Genomic DNA, 22,517 nt, shown 5'->3' on the forward strand with positions numbered 1-22,517 from the left:
CGACCATGACCACGAAGCGGAGAGCGGCAGCAAAACCTGGGCCTTGCGAGAAGACCTTAATAAGGAAACCTTTAAGCGAAACCCAACAATACCGCCAGCATAGGCATTGCAAACGTCGGGCATCGCTTCGCTCCGCCCGACCTACGGCTCTGAGCGATAACAGGAAAGGGCTTTTGATCGGTTTTAAGATAGGTTCTTTTCAACGTCTGCGATTAGTTGCGCTGCGGAAACGCGGAACGTTTTCGCCAGTTGAATTATTGTGACGAGAGAGGGCTGTTGATGCCCGCACTCCAAAAGTGAAATAAAGGAGCGGTCCAGTCCGCTTTCAAAGGCGACTTCCTCCTGAGAAAGATTCCGCGCTTTTCTCAGTTCCCTCAGGGTTTTTCCAAAAGCTTCTTCTATAGTCAAGTCTGCATTCCTTCAGTAGCAGACCTAACACGAAGCCGGTTCTGAATCTGTTGACAACAATCAACAAAGAAGCATAAATAAGTTCTTCTCGTCCACGTGAATGTTTTGAGCGCATAATTTAAAACCGTATCAAAGACACTTAAGTGGTACCTCGTTAACGCTTTCCAGTGTGCTACGCGCATTTGAAGTAGTTTTTACCAACCCGGTTTGTCCCTGTGGAGGGAGAAGGACGACTGATGAAAAGACTTATTGGATTGTTCTCAATTCTTCTGATTGCCTTAACGCTCGGATGCGGGGGTGGAGGCGGCGGCAGTAGCGGTGGCGGAGGCACTACGGCTAAGACCACTTTCCTTGTCTACATGGTCGGATCGGATTTGGAAAACAATGGGGACCCGGAAGGTGGAGCAGCCACGGGCGATATTATCGAAATGGCTCAGGTCGGCTCAACTGCGAACGTTAATGTAATAATTGAGACGGGGGGAGCGGACGTTACTAACCAGATCGACTGGAAAACCGTTCAGCGTCACAAGGTTATCAAAGACGATATTGAAACAATCTCTAACCTCGGCTCCGTAAGCATGGGCGACCCCAATACCCTTAAGGATTTTATAACTTGGGGTGTGGCTACTTATCCAGCTGATAAATATCACCTCATCCTTTGGAACCACGGCGGAGGGACGGGTGGATTTGGATGGGATGAAGTTCATGGCAACGACAATCTTGAACTATCCGAAATTGATCAAGCCCTTTCACAGGCGGAGACCATAACTGGCGTTACCTTTGAAACCTTCGGTTTTGACGCTTGCCTAATGGCGACTATAGAGGTCGCTTCTCTAGCCAGTCCATACGCTAAATATTTCGTCGCCTCTGAGGAATCCGAACCGGGGCACGGGTGGGATTACACGCCAATCCTTACCGCGCTAAAAACAAACCCCGCTATAGCTGGCAATTCCTTGGGCAAAGTGATAGCTGATTCGTACAAGGCGCAAGCGGACGCAACAGCGGCTCAATACCGCGCCGCAGGTGAAGCATATAACCAGGAAAAAGAAATAACGCTCTCCGTAATGGATTTGTCAAAAATTGCAGATGTGTCCACTGCGTGGGAAAGCCTGATGGCTGTCGCCACTCCTTCTACACAACTCGAATATTACACTTTCGGAAAAGCGGTAGAGTCCACAAAACAATTTGGAGTGTCAAAAGACCCCGGGAATCCGAGCCAAGGGCTTGCGGATCTTTCGGATATGTCGTCAAAGCTTTCTGCCGATTACCCAACCGAAGCCAATGCAGTTAATACAGCCGTTTCTCAGGCCGTGATTTACAAGGTAGGCGGAAGCCTTCAAGCCCGCGCTAAGGGTCTTAGCGTGAAGTTGCCTTCCAGTCAGGAACAATTGACGGATTATGCATCTTACACAGACTTGACTGAATACGTAGCCGCCCTTGAAGGATATTGGTCTTTCCTCGTCCCCGATACAAACCCTCCCTCTTTCTCGAATGAATCGGTTGATTGGGGCACGGGAACCTATTACGCCGACGTTGCTGGCGACGATATAGCCAGTCTGTATACGACAGTTTGGTATTATGATCCGGTAAGCGGCAATCCAATGTTACTCGGCATGGATACTCCTGACGGATTTGATGGGACGACACTCTCTTATGGGTTGCCGGATTCATGGATTACTCTCGATGGTAATTTCGTTTCCGTCTTTGTATTGGAAGAGGACGGCGACAACTATCTTCTGGATATGCCGGTTCTTCTCAATGGCGAGCAAATGGATATTTTGGCATGGCTGGATACCGGAGCAGGAGAATATCAGATTTTAGGCGCTTGGCCGGGCTTTAATGGTCAGATGGCGGCACGCGAGATACTCCCCATTAAGAGTGGCGACGTCATAGCTCCTAATTTTGGCGTTTTGAACAGCACTACCGGAGATTGGGAGTATGTACTTGGAGATACTTTCACGGTTTCCGGTACTCCGGAGTTAGGCATCACTCCCCTTCCGTTAGGTGATTACGGCGTTGCTTTTTACGCAGAGGATTTTGCGGGAAACGGCGCTGTGTCAAATTTGCTTATTGGTCAGTACTCCCTTGCAAGGGGCTCACGCTCTGCTAGCCGTATGCCCCCGCTGTCCGGGGCAGCAAAAGAAGGGCTGCTTAAGCTGGTATCGCAAAAACGCGGAACAAAAGTGAACTAAAGTTCAAAAATGAGTGCATCTCGAAGAGGGCGGGCTACCCCGCCCTCTTCGACGCTAATGCTACAAATAAACCCTTATTCCTCCTCCGTCCTGCGTCCCGATTCTGCCGGTTTTCCTGAGGATTTCGCCGAACAGCTCCGCCCTGAAAAGCGGGATGGGTTTTTCTCCGGCGGGGGTTTCGGCGTGGAGGAGGCCGTCGTCAAGGAGGCGGCGAAGGAGCCTTGCTCCGAGGGCGTTTCTTCCTCCCAACCCGTCGGCGATTCCGAGCGCTTTTTCGATACCGGCCTCTTTTCCTCCCAGCGGCAATCCCTTGAGAAAATTTACGATTCTCGCTGATACGAAGAGGGTGAATATATCTTCCCTGCTGAAATTTTCGTTGTCTCTGCCCATCGCGGTGAGGCGGCAGCGGACGAAATCCGCCTCCGTGAAGTCAAACTCCTTCGCCATCGGCGACCCCGGCGCGAGGTAGAAGGGCGAGGCGCCCATCAGGACGGGGAGGCGGGCGAGGAAGGCGAAGGTTTCGGTCATCGAGGCGAGAGTTTCACCCGGCAGGCCGAGTATCTGGTAGGCGACGATGCGGTAGCCGAGCGAAAACCCGGTCAAAACCGTCTCGCGGAATTTTTCCCGGTCGAAGGGCCTTCCCGCCAGTTTTGAAACCCCTTCGTCGAGGCTGACGAGCGCGAGGTTGAGGTGTGTGAAACCGGCCCGCTTCATAAGGCGCAGCAGCTCTTCGTCGAGGCCGTGGTAAGAGACCCCGTTCATCGCCTGCAGGACAGGACCGTCTTCGGGAAATGCGGCGATTATCTCCCGGCAGAGTCCGGTGAAGAAGTCCCGGTCGAGGGTGAGGTTGTCGTCCTCGAAGTCGAAGACGCGGTAACCCGCCTCCCACCGGTTTTTCATCTCGCTGACGATATCGCTGACGGGCCTCGTACGGTAGCCGGAGCCGAAGACCGAGGAGACGGAGCAAAAGCCGCAGTTCACCGGGCAGCCCCGCGAGGCTAGCAGCGGAGCGAGGGGAAGCTTTCCCATCCGGTAGCGGCGCGGGTCGAAGTCCGAAAAATCCGGCGGTGGCAATTCCGCAAGCGGGTAGTTCGGTTCGACCGGGTTTTGCTGAATCTTTTCACCGCTACGGAAGGCGAGATTGGGAACCTTCGAGAGTTCCCCCGTTCCTCCAAGCGCCTTTACCAGTTCTACGAGAGGCCTTTCCCCTTCGCCGCGGATCACGTAATCCACGACTCCCGATTTCAGCAGGGAAGCAGGGGCCGACGACCCGTGCGCCCCGCCGGTGACGACAGGAACGCCGAGGCGGGCCTTGAGCTCCTTCGCCAGCGCGCGAGTGTCTTTATAGTAGGCGGAAAAGAGGCAGGAGATGCCGATTAAATCGGGCTTCTCCCTCTCGACTTCCCGCGCGATATCTTCAAATCCTGCTCCGAAATGATAAAAACCGTGGAAGGTTCCGAAGGGGCTCTTGTCGGGGTGGGGGTAGAACTCCCGGAGATCGGCAAGCTCCGGTAAAAGCTCTACGGTTCTTCTGCCGTGGCCCTGCCTGTAATCCCGGACTTCGACCTCAACGCCGGGGATGTGCTTCATTAGCGCGGCCTTGAGGGAACAGAGCCCGAGCGGCAGGAGCCTTAGTTCCGTGTCGTAGAAATCTCTCGCAGGAGGCTGGAGCAGGAGTATCTTCATCGCGCATTTCTATCACAAGGGACAAAAAAAAGCCCCGCTTCGATGTAAAGCGGGGCTCTCAAGGTTAATGAAGAGTTTTTTTACGGACGTGTTACCGCGTTGTCGTTGGCGGTGTCGCCGTCTTCCTGGAACCATTCCGCGACCACCGGGTAAGCGGAAAGGTCGAGGGCGCCGTCGAAGGTTCCGTTGTCAAGCTGGTCTATGGAGTCGAAGATTATTCGCTGCGCGTAGATGCGGTTGTGAGTGTAGGCTCCGGCCTCGCTGGCGAGAATCTTCTGGTTCTGGAGAGCGCCGTAATCGTTCAGCGTCACCAGCGGGTCGTTGACGTTTGTAGAGTTGTCGATGTCGAGGTCGATGTAGTTCTGAACGTCGTTGTTGAGGTAGTCGGAGAGGAGCTGGTTGGCGGCGGTGAAGCCGGTTTTCTGCTCTTCGAGCTTGGCGGCGGTAATCGCGTAGGGATCGACGTGGCAACCGGCGCTGTCGCAAACGGCCTGATTGGTTATGGCGGTGATTACACCCGCCTCGGTCGTGACCGCCGCGAGGGTGTGCCCGGCGCCGTCGTTCATGTGGCAGGACGCGCAGGGGCCTCTTCCGGTTTCAGGCGAGTCGGCGTTCAGGCCGATCTTGTCGTGCTTGAAGTAGGCCACGGGCGTGTAGCTGAGGCTCGGGAACTCGAAGAGGGTGTGGGTCTTCGCGGCGTAGAGGATGCCCGCCGCAGGCAGGTAGTGTATGCGCGTGCTGGTTGAGCGGGCCGCGGAGGTGGTCTTCAGGTATTCGCCGTTGGCGCGGCCGCCGTGGCACTTGACGCAGACCACGGATTCTCCCGCGTCGGCGGTTCCGAGGGTGGCGAAGGTGTTGCCGTCGCGATCGACGAGAATGACGGCGTCGGAGGTCTTGACGCCTCCGGCGTTGTTCTTGTGGCAGCCCCAGCAGTAGAGCATTTCGTTCTGGCCGGAGGAAACCGCCTCGTCCACGTCGGCGGTCGCCGGGTCGTCGGCGGTCCATCCGGCGAGATGGGAGAAATTGTTCAGAGAAGGATCGTAGGACGCGGGACCCTTTATGAAGTTGGAAAAGCCCGTCGCGGTGTGGCAGACCTGGCACGCTTCCTCGTCAGCGCTGTCCCAGTCAACGTCGGACCAGCTGGAGGCCGCGCCCGCGGCCTGCACCGCGACGCTCTGCGCGAGGGTCCTGTCCGTGGCTCCGGCCGCAGCGGTTTCCTTGGCTGCGAAGACGGTTCCGCCGTGGCCTGTTTTTGCCCAGTCCTCGTTGATCGCCACGCCGCCCTTGTGCACGTCGTGGCAATCCCTGCAGGAGCGCTCGCTTGCGTCCTTCACTACGTAGCCTTCGATTACGTCGGTGGTATCCGGGTCGTCGAAGTGGGTTGTAGCGATTATGCGGCCCCATCTCTTGGCGTGGTAGAGCAATTGGGTTCCGCCGGTGGCGCTGATCAGGCCGGTGTCCGAGGTGGAGCCCGCAGCGGCCGGGTACTGGGTGCCGGTCAGCTTCACGTTGTCCTTCTGGTGGCAGTTTATGCAGGTGTTGTACTCGGCGGAGGCTGTGACTTCGCCGGTATCCTCGTCTTCGTTCTCAGCCTTGAGCAGTTCGTTGGGATTGTGCGCATCGTGACAGGTGGCGCACTGGATGTTCGAGGCGGAGGGAACGGGTAGAACCAGTCCGGCGAGCTGCTCGACGGTGGTTACGTCCTTGTAGAGCTTGCCGCCTTCGTGATTGTGGCACCTGGCGCACTTGGCCGAGTTGAAAAGCTCGTCGGCCCCGCCGTGGCCGGATGACTGGTAGGCGGCGAGTATGTTGTTGCCCTCCGGGTGGTAGGGCAGGTGGCTGTCGGGGATGGTTGCGTGGCAATTTCCGCAGATGGCTACTCCCGGTGTGGGCACGGGCATCGGGCCGACGCCGAAATGTTCTCCGCCCGCGCCGTGGCAGGCTTCGCAGGTGACAGCGGCGAGCCCGCCTTCGGGTATATTGGCGGCGGGTATGGTTTCCTCCAGGGTGACGCCGTCGCCGACGGGATCGTGGCAGGTCAGGCACTCTTCCTCTTCGGCGGAAACGTGGGTGGAGTGAACGACGTGCTTGCTCTCAAGAAATTCCGAAACCGCCTTTGAGCTCCAGGTAAAGCCCTCATGGCATTCGATGCACTTGTCCGCGCCGGTGAAAGCCCTTCCCTCGGCGTCTACTCCGAAGGGGTTCTGAAGGCCGGCGGTTTCATCCGCAGCCGAATCGAGGTTGCTTGAGCAGCCGGTGATGGCGAGGGCCAGAAGGGCGGCGCTCGCGGGAACAATGAAAATATCGCGGGTTTTCATCTATTCCTCCTTTATTAGTGGCACTTGCGACAGGTCTTGCCGCCGCTGGCTTTATCCATTTTACCTTCAACGTCTTCCCACCCCTGGGGGTGAGGATTGACACCTATGCCCGTTATGGCGCTGTGGCAGGTCAGGCACTCGTCACCCTCTGGGTGGCATACCTCGCAGGTGGCGAGATTCCTTCTGGCCTCGCGGGCGTGGTCGCGGGTCCAGTTATGGGAGGGCAGCACCGAGCCCTCCGGGTGGCAACCCGCGCAGGAATCGGGATCTTCGGCGAAATCCCCGTGATTGGAACCGCTCACGGCTATCGAACTCCAGCCTTTGCGGTGAGAGAGCACCGAGAGGTCTTCGTCCCTGAAATCCTCGTGGCACTCGACGCAGTAAGAGTTCTCGTGGCACCTGGCGCACTTTTGCTGATCGGTGCGCGCCGCGATGGGGTGGCTGACGGCGAATTCGCCACGGTGGATGTTGAAGGGGGCGTTGGCATAGTCCCCCTGCTCGTCGGCTTTGCCGGCTTCGTGGCACTCCGTGCAGCCTATTGCGCCCTGGAGCTTCCCCTCGTCGTGGCATTTTTCGCAGGTCTTGTAGTCGCGCAGGGCGAAGGGGCCGTGGTCGAGGCTCCAGAGAGGGCCGTGGGACTTGAGACCCGTGAAGGTGACCTCCGCCATGAATTTTTCGTCATGGCATTTTTTGCAGGTTTCGTTCGAGGGAATGACGCTTTGGTCGCCGGGCAGGTGACAGGCGGCGCAATCGCCGCCGGTTACGTACTGGCTGACGTGGTCTTTCATCGAGAATTGCGCCGCGAAGGCCAAGGTAGCTCCGCCGAGGCCGACTAGCGCGAGGATCATGATTTTCTTACGCATCGCTTGTCTCCCTGGTCTAGAAGCGGTAATTCAGCCGTACGCGGCCGAGGTAATATTCGTCGTAAAGGGCGCTGTCGGCCCGTTCAAAATTGGCTTCGAGCGAGAAGGAATCGGTAAGCTCGGACTTTGCGAAGACCCAGTAGCGCCTGCTGAGCGTCTCGTCCTTCTCCTCGATCCTTCTTTCCAGCACGTCGTAATTGACGCCGAAACCGGGCTCGAAGTAGCGGTTGACGAGGTATGCGTAGCGCAGTTTTATACCCTTGAGGCTCTGCCCGTCCTCGTCGTCGCGGAAGGTGCCCAGAAGGTACCCCGACCAGACGCCGGTGCGCAGCTTTTCCGCGCCCGCTTCGTATACGTTCGCGTCGGAGTAGTCCTCGTACATCTCATTCGTGTATCTGGCGACTGCAAGGTACCCTTCGCCCATCCTGCATTCGTACTCCAGCCCCGCCTCCCTGTATTCGCTGACGGCGAAGACCGAGTAGATGGAGGTGGACCGGAAAACCGGGATATCGTAGAGGTAGCGGGCGCGAAGCGAATGGCGCTGAGACGGGTGGTAGTCCGCCTCGGCGAAAAAGTGGCTCGGCTGCATCAAAAGGAGGTTGTACTGCGCGGCTGCGAAGAGCTCGAAAGAGTCGCTAAAGTCGTAGCGGCCGTCGACACCCGCCAGCTCCTTTGAAAGGTCGCTGGACTCCCACTCCTGAAAGTAGGCCACGGAAAGGTCGCCGTCGTCGTGGAGGGCCAGCTTGGCGGAAGCCCCGTAGGACTTGTCCCCGGCTTCGTACTCGTCTTTCTGCGATACCCGCACGCCTCCGAAGGCTTTCAGCGTAACGGGCCCAAGCCCCCGCGAGGTCAGATCGACGCCGTCGATTATTCCGGCTCCGGCGGCGGTGGATACGAATTGCCTTCCGAGCCGAAGGTCGAGTTTTTCGAGGAGCTTTTCCTTTTCGATGTAGGCGTAGTAAAGCCTGCTGTCCCGGTCCACCTCGTTTTGCAGATCGTCGGCGAGTCTCCCGTAGCCCCTGAATTTAAGGCCGGAATACCCGCCGAGATCGCGGACGTTGAGAAAGCCGTAGAGGTAAGCCGGCACCGCCTGATCGCCTTCGGGGGTGTCGAACCATTCCACGGTCGCCGAGAGGCGACCGGAGAAGGATTGCTCTGCGCGCGCGCCCGCGATGAATGGCGCGCACAGCGCGAGCGCCGCAGAAAGTAACAAAATTTTCCTCATGTCTCCTCCCTGACCGGCTGGTTAAAGATTATTTTGTGAACCTACGAGGCGGGAAATTAATCCGCATGGCTTATGCGCAAATTCGACCCACCATGGTTAAATACTACAATGTTTTTATTTTTTTCCAACCCCGGAAGGACAATTTAATTGGTAAAGAAAAACATTTTTTCGCGGAATGCTGCTTCGCGGGTGTATTTCCGGCGGGCGTCGGACAAAAATTATTTACCGGATTCGGGCCTTCCCCAAGCGGATTTTTTGCATTAAGCTGTATATAAAGTAAAACGCTGTTTAAAAATGCGCGGAGGGGTTTCATGCATACGCAGGGCAGATCCATCCACGAGAGAATAGAGTGGCTCTTCGAGCTGGCCGAAAGGCATTCAACCGAGTACCGGAGCCCCGAAGCCTACCTCGCCCGCGAACACTACCTTGCCAAACACCCCACCGCCATTGCCGTCCTCAAGTGCATGGACGGGCGCATCAACATACCCGTCGCTACAAGAACCCCCCTCGGCATAATCAGCCCTTCAGGAACCTCGGGGGGATGTTCGACCTGGGGTGGCCCCACCTCGGCGAGGTGCTTGCCCACCACATCACGCAGATGGTCGCCAGCGGGCGAAGGGCGCTCATCTTCATCACCTACCATTTTTCGCGGGGAGACAATCACCGCAGCTGCGCCGGGTTCAATTACGACACCGAAAAGGCGATAGCCCACACTTACTCGATAAAAAGGCAGGCGGAACATATCTTCGGCGCGAACCACGGCACCGTGTACCCGATAGTCTGCGGCTTCGAGACCGACGAGGACGCGCTGATACTTCATGGCTGCAAGGGCGGCAAGCTCGACGTCTCGGCCCTTAAACCGGCGGACGCCAAATCCCTCGCCCCGCGCCTCTCCTCGCTCTTTCCCGATATGCCCGACCAGATGCTGGAGGACATTTTGCCCCTTTTGCGCGGTAACATGCTCCATATAGAGAAGGTGCGGCGAACACCCCGCCTGCTGGACATAGAGCACCGCGAGTGGATGATCTGCCTCGGGCGGGGGTTCGACTTTCTCCATACCCCGAACCTCGCCCTCATCATCGGCCCTTACAGCCCCGATCTCTCGGACCCTATACGCAAGGCCGCCTCGATAATAGAGTCAAACATGAAGGAGGGGAGGGTGCCCGACGACGGTTTCCTGCTCCTCGCCTCGGTTCCCTACGACGAGATAGGGGTGGACAGGGCGAGGGCGGAGCTTAAATCCCTCTTTTTGTCGGATTTCGCGGCGAACGTCATCCGCAGCGATTTCCCCGAGCTGGCCACGAAGATGTTTACCCACACCGCCGTGCTGGACTGGAGATCGAGGGCGTTGGAAAAGGTCTAGGTTCTCTTTACGGCGTCACTCCCGCGAATGCGGGAATAGACGGAAGCAGCCGGAATTATCAAGGTTTGCGTTTTCATTTCAGGTTTTTCGCTTTTTCCTCTATCGCCTTCAGGAGCGAATCGTAGGAATTCTGGAATAATTTCAGCCCGTCCACGAGAAGTTTGTCTGTGACCGCGTCGATGTCGATGCCTGCCCGCGCGAGCTCACTTCTGCGCGCCGCGGCTTTGTCCACGTCGTTTTCGATGGTGGGCAGAACCTTGCCGTGATCCATGAAGGCGTTAAGGGTGGCCAGCGGCATGGTGTTTACCGTCAACGGCCCGATAAGATTGTCCACGTACTTGGTGTCGGGATAGGCGGGGTTTTTCGTTCCGCTCGAAGCGATGAGGAGCCTCTGGTAGTGAGCCCCGACCTCTCCCAGCTTCTCGCAGTGGGGGGTGGTGAAGATATCCTGGAAGCTCTTGTAGGCGAGCCGGGCGCTGTCGATGGCGAACTTTCCCCGAAGATCGGTCCGCCTGGCGTTCTCAAGCTCCCGGTCCATGGCGGTGTCCAGCCTGCTCACGAAGAGCGAGGCCACGCTGGAGGACTTTCTCAGATCGCCTCCCTTGTATTGGCGCTTTTGAAGCCCCTCGACGTAGGCGTTGGCCACCGCCTCGTATTGGGCGAGAGAGAAGATGAGGGTGACGTTTATGTTCACTCCCTCGGCGGTCAGAGTCCTGAAAGCTTCGATGCCCTCGGGGGTGCCGGGAACCTTGATGAGGACGTTCGGCCTCCCGACGGCCTTGAAAAGCCTTTTGGCCTCTGCGACCGTCTTGTCGCGGTCATGGGCGAGGGCGGGGTTTTCTTCGAGGCAGACGAAGCCGTCAACCTCGTTCGAGGCCCGAAAGACCGGAAGGAGCGCGTCCGCCGCCATCCGGATGTCCTCGAAGACGAGTGCTTCGTAAAGATCCGCGGGGCTCTTCGCTCCGCCCCTGACGGCTTCGGCAAGAGCTTTGTCGTAATAATCGCTCTTGGCTATGGCGTTTTCAAAGATCGTGGGGTTCGAGGTGACGCCCTTTAGCCCTTTACTCACCAGCTCCGAAAGCCCTCCGGAGAGGACGAAATTCCTGTCGATGTAGTCGAGCCACGCTGATTGGCCTAGTGAGGCGAGGTCTTCGAGTTTTCCCATTTTAGAGCTCCTGTCGTTACCCTTTCCAGGTCCAGTTTCTTATTTCCGGCATGTCTTCGCCGTATTTTGAGATGTACTCCTTGTGGTCCACCAGCTTTTCTCTGAGGGATTTCGCCGCGTATACGCCCTTGGAGCCCAGCTTTGGAACGCGGTCGATGACGTCCATCACGAGGTGAAAACGGTCGAGATCGTTGCAGACCGCCATGTCGAAGGGGGTTGTCGTGCTGCCCTCCTCCTTGTAGCCGCGAACGTGGATGTTGGGATGGTTCGTTCTCCGATAGGTGAGGCGGTGGATGAGCCACGGGTAGCCGTGGTAGGCGAAGATTACCGGCTTGTCCTTCGTGAAGAGCGCGTCGAAATCCTTGTCCTTAAGGCCGTTTGGGTGCTCCTCGCTTGGCTGGAGGGCCATCAGGTCCACCACGTTAACCACCCTTATTTTCAGCCCGGGAAAATTTTCGCGCAGGAATTCGACTGCGGCGAGGGTTTCGATGGTCGGCACGTCCCCGGCGCAAGCCATCACCACGTCCGGCTCGAAGTCCCTGTCGTTGCTTGCCCATTCCCAGATGCCGATGCCCGCCGAGCAGTGTTTCAGCGCCGCGTCCATGTCGAGCCACTGGGGGTTCGGCTGTTTTCCGGCAACTATCACGTTTATCCTGTTGCGGCTGTTGAGGCAGTGGTTGGCGACGCAAAGGAGAGTATTGGCGTCGGGCGGAAAATAGACGCGCACTATGTCGGCTTTCTTGTTGACCACCACGTCTATGAAACCGGGATCCTGATGAGAGAAGCCGTTGTGGTCCTGCCGCCAGACGTGGGAGGTGAGGAGGTAGTTCAGCGAGGCCACCGGACGCCGCCATTCGATTTCTTTCGACGCGACCTTAAGCCACTTGGCGTGCTGGTTGAACATCGAATCGACGATGTGAATGAAGGCCTCGTAGCAGGAGAAAAAACCGTGCCTGCCGGTGAGGAGGTAGCCTTCGAGCCACCCCTGACAGGTGTGCTCGCTCAGTATCTCCATCACCCGCCCCTCGCGGGAGAGGTTCTCGTCCTCGGGGAGTATTTCGTCCATCCAGACGCGGCCAGTCACCTCGAAAACCGGGTCGAGCCTGTTGGAGGCCGTCTCGTCGGGGCCGAAGACCCTGAAATTCTTCTGCTCCATGTTCAGGGCCATCACGTCGCGAAGATACCCGCCCAGAACCTTCGTCGCCTCGGCCGAGGACGCCCCCGGAGACGGGACCTCGACCTTGTACCTCTCGAAATCCGGGAGCCGCAGCTCCTTTAACAGCTCTCCGCCGTTCGCGTGGGCGCTCATCCCCATCCGCCGCTCCGGTTCCGGCATCAGTTTTTCAAGTTTCGCAACCGGCTTTCCCCCGGCGTCGAAAAGTTCCTCCGGGCGGTAGCTTCGCAGCCATTTTTCCAGTATCCCGATGTGACCGGGCTTCGTGGCGAGGTCGGTCAGCGGAACCTGATGGGAGCGCCAGAATCCCTCGGCTTTTTTACCGTCGATCTCCTTCGGACAGGTCCACCCCTTCGGTGTCCGGAATATTATCATCGGCCACTGCGGCCTTGATGTGACGCCGTTTTTCGCAGCCTGTTTTATACCCCTTATGTCGGCGAAGACCTCTTCGAGGGTCCCGGCCAGAAGGTTGTGCATAGCCGCCGGGTCGTCTCCCTCGACGAAGTAGGGCTTGTAGCCGTACCCGATGAAGAGGGATCTCAGCTCGTTCTTGCCGATGCGCGCCAGAATGGTGGGGTTGGCTATCTTGTAGCCGTTCAGGTGGAGTATGGGGAGCACCGTCCCGTCGCGAGAGGGGTTAAGGAACTTGTTCGAGTGCCAGGAGGTGGCAAGCGGCCCGGTTTCGGCCTCCCCGTCGCCGACGACGCAGGCGACGATGAGCTCGGGGTTGTCGAAGGCGGCTCCGAAGGCGTGGGAAAGGCTGTAGCCGAGTTCACCGCCCTCGTGGATGGAGCCGGGGGTCTCGGGGGCGGCGTGGCTCGGTATGCCGCCGGGGAAAGAGAATTGGGTGAAGAGCTTTTTCATCCCCTCGGCGTCGCGGGATACGGAGGGGTAAAATTCGCTGTAAGTTCCTTCCAGATAAAGGCTCGCGATGACTCCCGGAGCGCCGTGGCCGGGGCCCGCGACGAAAAGGAGCTCGGCGTCGTGTTTTATGATTATCCGGTTGAGGTGCGCGTAAAGGAAGTTTATGCCGGGAGTGGTCCCCCAGTGTCCCAGGAGCCTTGGCTTTACGTGCGAAAGCGTCAGAGGCTCCCGAAGGAGGGGATTGTCCAGAAGGTAAATCTGACCCACGGAGAGGTAATTGGCCGCACGCCACCAGGCGTCGAGAACCTCCAGTTCCTCCACGGAAAGTGAAAAGCCCATAACCGCTCCCTTGCGCAAAAGGTGTTCGGGCCGAAGACCCCGATGGGGTTTAAGCGTACACCCTGCGCCGGAATCGGCAATCTTGAATGCGTAGCCCCGCTCTTTCCGCCCCGGTTGTCTTGGCTTCGGCTTTTTCCGCAATGCATCGTTGCCGCCTGCGCCGGACGCTCGCCGTATAAAACGATACTGTCTTCGCGTCCTTGCTCGGCGGCGCCTCGCCTGACGAAAAAATCCAAAGCCAAATAAAAAACAAGGGAGATGCTCCACCCTCTCGCTACGGATTACTCTTATTTCAGGGATTCGAGCACGGCTTTTTTATAGTCGGCGCGCAAGCTTGAGTTCGATTTCACATTGTATTGATAGCACCAGGCGTGATAAAAAACCACGCATGGAATTTAAAAATTCTTGTACCGCATAAAGAAATTAAATTTAAATTATTTTAGTCATAATTAGAGGTGACACAGCCGGAATAAAAAGAAGGGGAAAGGAGGCGCCATGCCCGGAGCGTACGCTCACATGACTCTGGTCAACCAGTCCCTGGATCAGCGGAAGCTGGACGAGCTCGGGTTTCCCGAGAGGGCCAAGGACGCGGCGGGTTTGTTTCTCAACTTTTGCGAGCTCGGCTCGGTCAGCCCCGACTACCCCTATCTGGTCTTCGAGGAGAGCTCGAAACGATGGGCCGACGCGATGCACTACACCCGCACGGGGGGGATTGTGCGCGCGGGGGTCAGGGCTCTTCGGGAAATGAGGGGGGACGCGCAGCTCAAATGCCTCGCGTGGCTCTTCGGCTACGCCTCCCACGTCGTCGCCGACGTCACCATCCATCCGGTCCTCGACATCAACGTCTGCACTTACGCGGAGCATCCCAAGCTCCACCGCATCTGCGAGATGCATCAGGATGTTTACATCTTCCAGCGCATGAGGGTCGGCGGGGTGGGGGAGCACCTCAAGACCGGGATAAGAAGCTGCGTCGGCAAAGGAAAGACGATCTACTCCAACATCGACAGATTCTGGTCCTCTCTTCTCCAGGAAGTTCACCCCGCCGAATACGCCGCCAACAAGCCCGGGATTAAAAAATGGCACGAGCGCTTCTGCCTTGTCATAGACGCCATCGACGAGGGCGACCATCTTCCCGAAATCTTCCAGCACATGCTTTCGGAGCAGGGAGCGGTGTATCCCTCCCTGCTGCAGGTAAAAAGCAGCTACCTGACCGGCATGCGGACCCCCGGCGGAGCCCGTCCCCTTCACTACGACGAGATCTTCGATCAGGCGGTCCTGAACGCGCGAAAAGTTCAGCTTGAAATAGCGCGTGGGGTTTTCGAGGGCGGGGAGGAGTACGCGAGCCTGATACAGGACTGGAATCTGGATACCGGAAAAGTCTCCGAAAACGGCCCCGTGGCCTTCTGGGAGGGATGAGAGCTTATGAGAACCATGCACAAAAACCTTGCCGCCGTAACCCTGATCGCCTTTATCGCCTTTTGTTTTTGCGGCTGCACCTCGAAGGCCGACGTGAACATCGACAGGATGGCCTCCTCGCTCACCAAACTGAGCGCCATCGCCAACCGCTGCGCGAAAAAGCCCGATTACAGCTGGCTCGGCGACGGGGAATTTCTTAAACAATGCGAAACTTATCAGCCCGGGATCCTCGACGAGTTCAGGGGACAGACGCTCAGGGTTTCGCGCTCCGGCGGCTACGCGGTGGTGCTGGTCTGCGACGGCGGCGGGAGCCATGCCCTTCTGGAAGACGCCGGGTGCACCGCTCCTTTGGACATCAACTACGGCGCCGCTTCGTCAAAGCCGTGCGGGTTCACCATAAACGCCCGGGAGCTTTGCTCGTCCTCCCGGTGATCTTGTCCGGCTGAAAATAACGGTGAAAATTTCAGGCATTCAAGAAGGAGGTTCGCATGACTCGCAAAACGCTTCCCGGACGCAAAATGACCCTCGCCTCCAAAGGCGGCGCGGCAAGCGTCCCCGTCATGCTCGAATCCCTTAAGGGGGATCCGGGCCTCTCCGGAAACGGCTCCGGCAAGAAGGTCTTTCACGCCATGTCCCGGTGCAACTACTTCTGCATAGCCTCCGACGAGCCGGGCGGGGAGTTCGTCATGACGGAATCCGGCGGCTCCCATCCCTCGCCGAGCTTCCTGATGGTCGGGATGCGCGGAGTCATACTGGGGCCGCCCGGAGGGGACCGTTTCAAAACCTCGGCGGAGATTCGCAGCACCTTCAAAGCCGTGGAATACATGGAGGGCGAGGGGCCGAGCGGCTTTTACATCGACGTGGACGACCTCTGGCTGCCCGCGTCGCTCCTTGTTTCGGCGGCTTCGGGCCAAAAGCAGAGGACCGGGACGGTCTACAGGCTTTCGCAGGAACTTTTCAGGCTGGCTTATTCCCACCGGCGCGGCTCCATCGGCGACGACGCCTATCTGAAAGAGTGTCTGCGCTATGAAGGAACCGTTGAGCCAAGCCCCGAGGAGAGTGAGTCCTTCCGCCAGTGGTGGAAAGAGGAACTTGAGATCTCAAGGGGAAAATATTACGAGGCGAAGGCAAAGGGACTTACGCTCAGGCGCCGCGAAGAGTTGACGCCGGGGAAGGGGTGAGAAGATGAGCGAACTTAGGATAACCCTTATCGACGTGGGGTGGGGCGACAGCATCCTTATCGAATCGGAGGACGAAAGCGGAAAAATCCACTGCGCCCTCATCGATTCCAACGACACCGGCGAGAGCCTCTCCTCCTTCCTCTTCCTTAAACGCCACTTTGAAAAAAGGGGGATAACCACCCCCACGAAGGAACCCCTCTTCGACTGGATAATGCTCTCCCACGGCCACGCGGACCACGGGCAGGGGCTGAAGGGGATAGTAAGGAGCTTCGGCGCGAAGCGCCTTTTGTACCCGAGAATGCCCGAAACCGATGCCATACCTTTCTTTACCGCCCTCGTCATGGAGGCGAACGGGGGAAAGGGGCGCATCGGAAATCATCAGGCGGTTGACGAGGGGACGCTGCTGGAGGATCTGGGCGACGCCTCGCTGGACATACTCTGGCCCCCTGCCGGTTATCAGACCGACAACCTCAACAATAAATCCATAGTGCTCGCCATAACCCTCGGCGAGGTCTCGGCGATCCTGACGGGAGACGCCGAGGGGGAGGTCTGGGACAAGATAGCCGGAAAGATTCCGGCCAACGCGCGCTTCTTCAAGGTTCCGCACCACGGCTCTAAAAACGGCGCCTTCTCGGGGAAAAAGACCCCCTGGCTGGACAGACTCTCCCCCGAGGCCACGGTGGGAATAAGCTGCCACATCCGGCCCTTTAACTTCCATCATCCCCACAAGCCGGTCCTCGACGCGCTGGAGAAATGGAAAAAGAAGGGGGCGAATCCCGGCGGGGAACCGGCGGCGCTTCGGACCGACGTGAACTACCACCTGACCTTCGCCACCGACGGGACAAGCTCAAGGACAACTTACAGCCACTAGGGTTCGCCAGCGGGGGAGACGACGTATTTTTCCGCCAGGAAGACCGGGTGGTAGCTCTCCTTCGCCTGGCGAAGGCCGGTGTCGCCGAGGTCCTGCTCCCGGTTGACGTACTCGTACCCCGAAAGGGAGTTTCGGCTAAAGTCGCGGTTCAGGACCTGCGCCAGTCCGGCCTGGGAGGGGGCGGTCTTTTCAAACTGCACGACGAAGGTTTCCTCGTTCAGGGGTTCCCCGAGGCAGTAGGCCAGCACCTTGCCCTCCCGCTTTATGACGGCTCCGGTGAGGCCCAATTCGGCGCGGTGTCTGAGCGCCTCCACCGCCGCCTCCGTCTCCTGCGCCGCCGAGGGGCGTTTCGCGGGGCAGTACTCGTCGCACCAGCTTTTTGCGATATCCACGCACTCGGGGACGTACTCATCCGAAAATTCCGCGTACTCAAGGCCCGCCCCCTCCTCGCGCAGAAATTTTTCCAGCCTGTTTTTTCTCTTGTGATACCGGGGGCCGGACAAGGAAGCCAGATCCTCCCGCAGGTAGACGTAGTCGGCCTCGTCCCTGTCGCTTCGCACCTTCCACTGCGGGCCGCTAAAGTGCCTCTCGGCCATTTCCTTCGGCACCGGAAAGAGAATCCGGGGCCGACCCGTTTCCCGGAGGTAGCCGAGAAGGGCCGCGACGGCCTCCTCGTAGTTCCCTTCGCCCCAAGGCGGAAAGGCGTAAGGAACCGAGTCGTACCCGCGCCCGAGCGCGAAGAGAAAATCCCCCCGCCTGCTGAGCCGGTAGCCGTGAGTATCGCGGAAGAGGTAGAGGTTGGAGAAGGTCATCTCCGAAATGGGGCGGTTCATTTTTCCCAGAACACCGGCGACCTGCTCGCGGTAATCGAGAGAAACCTCGCAAAAGTCCGGAAAAGACGTGATTTCAGCCATTTTTCAGATTCCCAAAAATCGTGCGCCGCGCTTTCGCGGTTAAAGCCAGCCCCACAATTGTCGCCCCGGCTGGCCCTTTTGCAAGAAATGATACATCGCCCCGAGAAAAACTCTGTGCTTTTTTGTTACCCGGTGGTTTGATTGCAGTATATGCAAGGTGTTGTTATTGTTTTCAGGTAGAATTTTACAAATTCCGAAATAATCTCCGGACTCCCCCAGCGGGACCCGGCGGCGTTTACATATGGTTTTCCCTGAAAGGGCGGTTAGTGAACATAGCTGATAAAACGACGGTAAAAAAGCATCGTTTTGACGGGTACGGGTTTGTGCTCGTCTCTCTGGTTATAGGGGCTCTTCTGCTCCCCGGATTCCTCTTCGCCGCCCCCGCAATGCCGCAGCCGGTAACCGTCGGGCAGCCTGACGGCTCCGTCCTGAAGATACGGGTCAGGGGCGACGAATTTCGGGCGTGGACCGAGACCGAAGAAGGTTACACGGTAATTAAAAACGACCGGACAAAGTTTTGGGAATACGGCCGGACCGGATCTTCCGGCGATATCGAACCCTCGGGAATAGTCGTCACTCCGGCCGAAAAGCCTCCCCAAACCCTGCAAAAGCACCAGAAGCCCGGATTCAACACTGAGAAATACGACAGGCTAAAGAAGCTGCTCGAAAACAGGCGCGCCGAAGTATACAAAAAAAGCTCCAGGGGCCGGGCGGCGACTCTTCCCGGGGCAAAGCCAGCCCAGGGCTTCGCCGGAGCGGCGGCGCCTTCTTCGGGTTATAACCCCTGGGATCCGCTGGAGGTTCCGCTGACCGGCACCCAAAACCTTCTGGTGGTGATGGTGAATTTTTCAAACAAATCTTTTGTCACTACCCCGGACAGCTGGAATTCGATCATCTTCAACACAACCCCGGGAGCGAAGTCCCTCTCCAATTTCTACAAAGACAACTCCGCCGGAATGATAACTTTTAATCCAGTTAACCACACCCAGCCGGGCAAGCCCAAAGGCATCGTAGCGGTAACCCTGTCGCAGGCGCACCCGAACAGCAAGGACAACTTTAATTACGACGTCGAGACGGCCTGGATAACGAGCGCCCTTTCGGCGGCGTCGGGTTACGTGAATTTCCCCTCCTACGATCTTGACGGAGACGGTTATCTGGGAACCGGTGAACTGAACGTTTACTTCATAGTCGCCGGTTACGAAAGTGCTACCGGTCCCGCATCGCCCGGTATCTGGGCTCACGCCTGGAGCGGGGATATCTACGTGGCCGGAAAGACAATCTCCCAGTGGGCGATGAACGGCGAGCTCTTCAACGACGGCCGGCAGATGACGATGGGAGTGATGACCCATGAGATGGGACACTCCATCTGCGGACTGCCCGACCTTTACGACACGTCCTACGCGAACGAGGGGCTGGGAATATTCTCGCTGATGGCGGGAGGGGCCTGGGGCTTTGTCTCCGGCGAGAGTTCAGGCGAGACCCCTGCCGGTCTGGATGCGTGGTCGAGGTATTACCTCGGCTGGACGGTTCCGTACGAACCGGGTTCAAACGGTGAGACCCTTACCTTTCCAAGGTCGCTCGATCAGCGGGACAACGTGGTCAAGCTCGTGGACGAGGCGCTCTCTTCAAAGGAGTACTTCCTCGCCGAGAACAGGTATGAATCGGGGTGGGACGCGAGCATATTCTACGGCTCCAGCGGCACCTCCGGACTCCTTGTCCTGCATGTGGACACCGCGGTCGGCAGCAACGACAGCAGTGCAGGACCCCATCAGGGGGTAATGGCGGTGGAGGCGAAAAGCAACGTCTGCTCGCCCTCGGGAGATTATGGCCCGCTCTGCGACGGACACTATACGAATCTGTTTTTCACCGGCAACAACGACAGATTTACCTACGAAACCTCTCCCGCCGCCAGATTGTACGACTCCCGGCCGGTAGACAGGGGACTGGTATCCGTTTCCGCCCCGTCTACAACGATGTCGGCCGTTTTATACAGGAATAACTCCGCCCCGCTGCTGTCCCCCATCGGCGACAGGCAGGTGGGCGTCAACGAATTGCTGGAGTTCACGGTATCCGCCGTGGACCCGGAAAACGGCGCTTTGACGTACAGCGCCTCAGCCTTGCCTTCCGGCGCACTCTTCGATGGCGTCAGCGGTTATTTTCGCTGGACTCCCACTCTCGCCCAGTCCGGCGTTTACAGCATCACCTTCACCGCTGCGGACAACGGACTGCCTTACGGGCAAAGCTCCAGCGAGACCATCACCCTGGTTGTGAACAACGATCCGCCGGTTCTGGGCTCCATAGGCGACAGAACCGTCAACGAGGGCGAACTTCTGGGATTCACGGTCCTGGCGGCCGACCCCGACGGCGACACTCTGACTTACAGCGCCGCCGGCCTTCCCTCCGGGGCAACGCTTGACGCGCTGAGCGGAGAATTCGCCTGGACTCCCGGCTACGCTCAGTCCGGCAGTTACAGCGTAACCTTCACCGTCAACGACAGGGGAGCGAATGTCGGGCAAAGTGACAGTGAAACAGTCACCATAACCGTAAACAACGTAAACAGGCCGCCCATCCTTGAGCCAATCGGAGGCAGAACCGTAAACGAGAACGAAACGCTCGCCATCGGGGTTGAAGCGGCCGATCCTGATGGAGACGCGCTTGCCTACAGCGCCGGGGAACTGCCCGCAGGGGCCACTCTCAACGTCGCCACCGGCGCTTTCGGCTGGACGCCGGGGTTCGACCGGTCGGGTACTTACGACGTGACCTTCGCTGTGACCGACGGCAGTCTCTCAGCCAGCGAGTCCGTGACGATTACCGTATTGAACGTCAACCGCGCGCCCGTGCTCACGGCTATCGGAAGCAGGAGCTTAAACGAGGGCGAGGGACTTGCTTTCACGCTAAGCGCCGTCGATGCGGACGGCGACGCGCTCGTTTACAGCGCCACCGGACTGCCGCAGGGCGCGAATTTCAACCCCACGTCGAAGACCTTCGACTGGACGCCCGGCTTCGATCAGGAGGGCTCTCACACGGTGACCTTTGCGGCGTCCGACGGCGCTCTTGGCGATAATGAAGAGGTGACGGTCACTGTAGTCAACGTGAACCGCGCGCCGGTGCTGACCGATATTCGCAACAAGGCCGTCAACGCCGGAGAGACCCTGAGTTTTACGGTGACCGCCGACGATCCCGACGGCGATTCGGTAACTTTTTATTTTTCCTCCCTCCCGGCGGGCGCGCTCTTTAACGCCGCGACCGGGGAGTTCGCCTGGACGCCGGGCGAGGAGATGAGCGGGAACGACTATAAGGTAATCTTCGGGGTCAGCGACGGCGGCTCGCCTAACCTCGGTGACAGCGAAGAGGTTGTCATAACGGTCGGAAGCAACGTCAACCGCCCGCCAGAGCTGAGTCCCCTTGCCGATCAGGCGGCGGAGGCGGGGCAAAACGTCTCCTTTACCGTTTCGGCGATCGACCCCGAAGGGGGCCTCGTCACTTACCAGATGGGCAACAAGCCGGTAGGGGCTTCCTTCGACAACGCCACGGGCGCCTTTGGGTGGACCGCGGCGGGAGAAGGAAACTATCTCGTTACCATAACCGCGACCGACAGCGGGGTTCCTCCGAAATCGGACACCGGCGAGGTGAACATAAGCGTGGGAGGCGTCAACCGCCCTCCTGTGCTCTCGAAGATCGGCAACCGCTCGATAAAGGAATTTGAAACCCTCGAACTGGTTTTGACAGCCTCGGACCCCGATTCCGACGTTGTCAACTACTCTGCCTCTTTACTCCCGGCGAATGCCGCGCTCGCGGGCCAACTGCTGGCATGGACTCCGGACTACGGTCAGGCGGGGAGCTATCCGATAACGCTGACAGCCACCGACGGCGGCTTTCCCCCCGCGCAGGACAGCGAGACCATCGTAATCACGGTCGGGGAAGTCAACCCTCCCCCCGTTCTCTCACCCATCGGCCCGAAGCAGGTAAACGAAAACGAACCGCTGGAAATTGTCCTTTCCGCCACCGACCCGGACGGCGACGCGCTGACCTTTTCCGCCGTAAACCTCCCGCCGGGGGCGACACTGGGCGCGGATACGGGAATCTTCAACTGGCTTCCGGGCTTTACCGACACCGGCAACTACAGGGTCACTTTCACCGTCCGCGACAACGACGCCGTTACGCCCCTTACCGACGGGGAAGAGGTGACAATCACCGTGGGCAACGTCAACAGGCCGCCGATACTAACTTCCATCGGCAATCAGAGCGTCACCGTGGGGAGCCCCCTGTCGCTTACGGTTACCGCCGCCGACCCGGACGGCGACGCGGTAACCTACGGCGCAACCAGCCTTCCCGCCGGAGCCGTCTTCGAGGAAGGGGAGTTCTACTGGACTCCCGGCGACAGTCAGGAAGGCGCCTTCAGCGTGATCTTCGTCTCCTCCGACGGCGACTTGACCGACAGCGAGACGGTCACAATCTCGGTCTATTCCCGGCTCTCCGGGGGCGGCGCGGCCGCAGGGTGCTTTATTGAGAGCCTCTGGCGGTAGAGAGAAGGCCCG

Annotated in this window: 14 protein-coding genes and 1 pseudogene; 7 read left to right on the plus strand and 8 right to left on the minus strand. The window is 58.5% G+C overall.

Annotated elements, in window-relative coordinates:
* Positions 1–183: 183 nt before the first annotated feature.
* Positions 184–408: an XRE family transcriptional regulator gene (locus tag EPN96_00910; protein TAL18577.1), complete on the minus strand. Its 225-nt coding sequence runs from the start codon at positions 406–408 to the stop codon at positions 184–186.
* Between the two features lie 236 nt (positions 409–644).
* On the opposite strand from EPN96_00910, the gene EPN96_00915 reads away from it, so the two are divergent.
* A complete protein-coding gene (locus EPN96_00915; GenBank protein ID TAL18578.1) occupies positions 645–2,600 on the plus strand; it encodes a hypothetical protein in 1,956 nt (651 codons plus the stop codon).
* 60 nt (positions 2,601–2,660) lie between these two features.
* On the opposite strand, the gene EPN96_00920 is transcribed toward EPN96_00915, so the two are convergent.
* The 4 genes from EPN96_00920 to EPN96_00935 all read right to left on the minus strand — a co-directional run bounded on the left by EPN96_00920 (position 2,661) and on the right by EPN96_00935 (position 8,692).
* On the minus strand, positions 2,661–4,286 hold the full coding sequence (locus EPN96_00920; GenBank protein ID TAL18579.1) for a B12-binding domain-containing radical SAM protein: 1,626 nt from the start codon (positions 4,284–4,286) through the stop codon (positions 2,661–2,663).
* Positions 4,287–4,366: 80 nt separating this feature from the next.
* Positions 4,367–6,604, minus strand: a complete 2,238-nt coding sequence (locus EPN96_00925; protein TAL18580.1) for a hypothetical protein — start codon at positions 6,602–6,604, stop codon at positions 4,367–4,369.
* A 14-nt stretch (positions 6,605–6,618) separates the two neighbouring features.
* The gene (locus tag EPN96_00930) at positions 6,619–7,467 is read right to left on the minus strand and encodes a cytochrome C (GenBank protein TAL18581.1); all 849 of its coding nucleotides are present in this window, start codon (positions 7,465–7,467) and stop codon (positions 6,619–6,621) included.
* Positions 7,468–7,483: 16 nt separating this feature from the next.
* A complete protein-coding gene (locus EPN96_00935) occupies positions 7,484–8,692 on the minus strand; it encodes a hypothetical protein (protein ID TAL18582.1) in 1,209 nt (402 codons plus the stop codon).
* A 311-nt stretch (positions 8,693–9,003) separates the two neighbouring features.
* Here EPN96_00935 and EPN96_00940 point away from each other — a divergent pair.
* A pseudogene (locus EPN96_00940) lies at positions 9,004–10,055 on the plus strand (hypothetical protein).
* Between the two features lie 73 nt (positions 10,056–10,128).
* Here EPN96_00940 and tal read toward each other — a convergent pair.
* Both tal and EPN96_00950 read right to left on the minus strand, forming a co-directional pair.
* Complete coding sequence (tal, locus tag EPN96_00945; GenBank protein TAL18583.1) at positions 10,129–11,220, minus strand: transaldolase; 1,092 nt, start codon at positions 11,218–11,220, stop codon at positions 10,129–10,131.
* 16 nt (positions 11,221–11,236) lie between these two features.
* A complete protein-coding gene (locus EPN96_00950; protein ID TAL18584.1) occupies positions 11,237–13,597 on the minus strand; it encodes a phosphoketolase family protein in 2,361 nt (786 codons plus the stop codon).
* A 495-nt stretch (positions 13,598–14,092) separates the two neighbouring features.
* Here EPN96_00950 and EPN96_00955 point away from each other — a divergent pair, with 495 nt between their 5' ends.
* The 4 genes from EPN96_00955 to EPN96_00970 are packed head-to-tail and all read left to right on the plus strand — an operon-like array spanning position 14,093 to position 17,065.
* On the plus strand, positions 14,093–15,013 hold the full coding sequence (locus EPN96_00955) for a hypothetical protein (protein TAL18585.1): 921 nt from the start codon (positions 14,093–14,095) through the stop codon (positions 15,011–15,013).
* A 6-nt stretch (positions 15,014–15,019) separates the two neighbouring features.
* Complete coding sequence (locus EPN96_00960) at positions 15,020–15,445, plus strand: hypothetical protein (GenBank protein TAL18586.1); 426 nt, start codon at positions 15,020–15,022, stop codon at positions 15,443–15,445.
* Between the two features lie 56 nt (positions 15,446–15,501).
* A complete protein-coding gene (locus EPN96_00965) occupies positions 15,502–16,194 on the plus strand; it encodes a hypothetical protein (protein TAL18587.1) in 693 nt (230 codons plus the stop codon).
* Between the two features lie 4 nt (positions 16,195–16,198).
* On the plus strand, positions 16,199–17,065 hold the full coding sequence (locus EPN96_00970) for an MBL fold metallo-hydrolase (GenBank protein ID TAL18588.1): 867 nt from the start codon (positions 16,199–16,201) through the stop codon (positions 17,063–17,065).
* Here the strand turns inward: EPN96_00970 and EPN96_00975 are convergent.
* Positions 17,062–17,979 (minus strand): DUF2156 domain-containing protein, encoded by a 918-nt coding sequence (locus EPN96_00975; protein TAL18589.1) that lies wholly within the window; start codon positions 17,977–17,979, stop codon positions 17,062–17,064. The genes EPN96_00970 and EPN96_00975 overlap by 4 nt on opposite strands.
* Before the next feature lie 266 nt (positions 17,980–18,245).
* Here EPN96_00975 and EPN96_00980 point away from each other — a divergent pair, with 266 nt between their 5' ends.
* Positions 18,246–22,505, plus strand: a complete 4,260-nt coding sequence (locus EPN96_00980) for a tandem-95 repeat protein (GenBank protein TAL18590.1) — start codon at positions 18,246–18,248, stop codon at positions 22,503–22,505.
* The last annotated feature ends 12 nt before the right edge of the window (positions 22,506–22,517 follow it).

It is taken from the genome of bacterium (genome assembly GCA_004322275.1).
Lineage (GTDB): Bacteria > Desulfobacterota > Deferrisomatia > Deferrisomatales > BM512 > SCTA01.